Below are 2,273 nucleotides of genomic sequence, written 5' to 3' on the forward strand. Positions count from 1 at the left end.
GTCTACTGTTACCCAAATGAAATGTGCTTGTGAGTCTTGCCTGTGTATCGTTTCGCTCTCTGATGCGATCGTCAAAGACGGCAAACATTACTGCGGCGATGCTTGTGCGAATGGTCATACTACCGGACAAGGTTGCGGACATACAGGCTGTGGCTGCGACAAATAAATGTCAGATCGATCTACCGAACCAGTAACGATCGAGGATGGGGAAGATCTTTGTTGTGAAGCTCCCCATCCGACTCACGCTGAGGATACAAGCTCCCTACCAGCCGAAATGCTTTCGGTGGAGAAGGCACAGCGTCTGTCGGAGTTTTTGGGCTTTCTAGCCGATCCCAATCGGTTGCGAATTCTCTCGATCCTCGCAGCAAAAGAAATGTGCGTTGGCGATTTAGCGGCGATATTGGAGATGAACGAATCGGCGGTATCCCATCAGTTAAGAACGCTCAGGGCAATCCGATTGGTCAATTTTCGCAAACAGGGGCGGCACGTATTCTATAGTCTGCAAGACCGCCAGATTCTCGACTTTTATCAGTTAGCGGTTGAGCAGATCGATACAACAATCTAGAAGTTAGTGACAGTTTGGCACTCAGATCCTCTAGTTGGCAGCGTCGATGCAAGCCGAAGCCGTTGTTATTACGGGATATAACTTTTGGGGCGATTCGATCGGATCGCCCTTACGACCTAGAGTGCAGCTAAAAGGTAAAAGTAGTCCGCAATGCCCCAATTACCGCACTACCGCGACCTTCCTCCTGATTGGGTGCGGTGAGATAGATAATTCCGGGCGTAATGCTGAGGCTATCGCTAACTTTAAACTGATAAAATCCCTCAATATGCAATCCAGCTTTGGTATCTGTCGTCCCATCACTCGAAGAAGCTACTCGTGGCTCTTGTCCGACTAGGAACCCAGCTAAATTTCCTTTACCACCTAGATCTGGTGCCGCTGCCGTGATTGCCCAGTTCCAGATTTGTCTGTCGCCGCCTGCGGCTTGATTTTGAGTATACCCAGCCCAACCACCGAGGGCAAATTCAGGACTTAATTGGAACGAGCCTTGCAATCCAAAGTTATTGCTCATGCCACTCAAACCGCTAGCATTAACATTAGCATTATTACTCCCCGTGCCAAACTCAGCATTCATAGTCCGAGTATAAGTGACCCCAACCTTAGAATTTTCTCCAGTCTTGAAGGTAAGCTGCGCGATGGCACCATACCCACCACCAAACAAGCCACTACCTGCGGCTGGAGTCTGACCATCATTGGCTAGATAACCTAAGCTCAGTTCGGTACTGTCGCTGAACTTATGGCGAATGCCCACTCCTACGCCGCCAACTGTATAGTAAATTGAGGGACGATTACCAAATGCCGAAATCGAGCCACTCGCGCCATCACCGTCAAAATAAGGATTGATGGTATCGGTGAAATCATCCGATGCCCCAGCATTTGCCGCAATTACTACCTGTGTTTGCGGCGTGAGTGCAAATTCATATTTGAGCGTATCGATGCCAAGAGCCTTCTCCAAGGCACTCATGCAAAACTGGACATCCATTGTATTGGATAATTCCCAAGACAGAACATATCGACTGTACCAGTCAATTACTGCGACCAAGTACAGATATCCGTGTGGGAGCGGAATGTAGGTGATATCGGTACTCCAAACTTGATTGGGAGCGGTAATCACTTTTCCCCTCAACAGGTAGGGATACTTGGAAGCACCAGCTTGTGTCGGATGCACCTGTGCTTCACTGGCTATCTCGTTGATTGTTCTGAGGTTTTTCAACGCTTCGAGCGCAATTTTAGCTTTAAACTCTGCACTGTGTTTTTTTCGCTGCATTTTTTGTTCTCCAGAATATTTTGGTGATCTCTGGCAGCTTTTTCTATCTTATCCTCCTGTCCGATTTATAGGGATCATTATACTTTCTGACCCTAATAACTGCCCACCCTGAAGCTGTCTACCTTTAGGTAGAGACATTAAGGCGCACACCCAGCAACAAGGGGATAGACATATTATAGTGGCGGTTATTGAATCACCTCCGAGCAAGGAGGAATCCATCTTTTTTGGCAGACCTCTAGTGAGATCTAACTCACTAGGGGCTTTGCCAAAATCATATAATGCTTACACAGCATCATATGTATACTTATAACCTGAGTTCGATGAGGCTAGCCTCATCATCAAATCAATTACCTGACTGTGTTTGAGCCAATCACTACCAATCCTCAAAAACTAAGTGTTTCATAAATTATTATCAATAAGCTCTGCTTGTTGATAATTAGCGGT

The 2,273-nt window shown here is 46.9% G+C and carries 2 protein-coding genes and 1 pseudogene; 2 read left to right on the forward strand and 1 reads right to left on the reverse strand.

Going from position 1 to position 2,273, the window contains the following annotated elements:
• Both ACEW9I_RS21790 and ACEW9I_RS21795 read left to right on the forward strand, forming a co-directional pair.
• A partial coding sequence (locus ACEW9I_RS21790; protein ID WP_373542424.1) for a metallothionein occupies positions 1-166 on the forward strand: 166 nt, incomplete at its 5' end.
• On the forward strand, positions 167-565 hold the full coding sequence (locus ACEW9I_RS21795; protein WP_373542423.1) for an ArsR/SmtB family transcription factor: 399 nt from the start codon (positions 167-169) through the stop codon (positions 563-565).
• Between the two features lie 127 nt (positions 566-692).
• Here the strand turns inward: ACEW9I_RS21795 and ACEW9I_RS21800 are convergent.
• A pseudogene (locus tag ACEW9I_RS21800) lies at positions 693-1,700 on the reverse strand (iron uptake porin); the annotation flags it as partial.
• Positions 1,701-2,273: the final 573 nt, after the last annotated feature.

This window comes from Chamaesiphon sp. (assembly GCF_041738855.1).
In the GTDB taxonomy this organism is placed as follows: Bacteria; Cyanobacteriota; Cyanobacteriia; order Cyanobacteriales; family Chamaesiphonaceae; genus Chamaesiphon.

Excerpts from the sequence above, each read along its gene's own strand:
- ACEW9I_RS21795 (WP_373542423.1), top strand. The coding sequence starts at position 167 with ATGTCAGATCGATCTACCGAACCAGTAACGATCGAGGATGGGGAAGAT.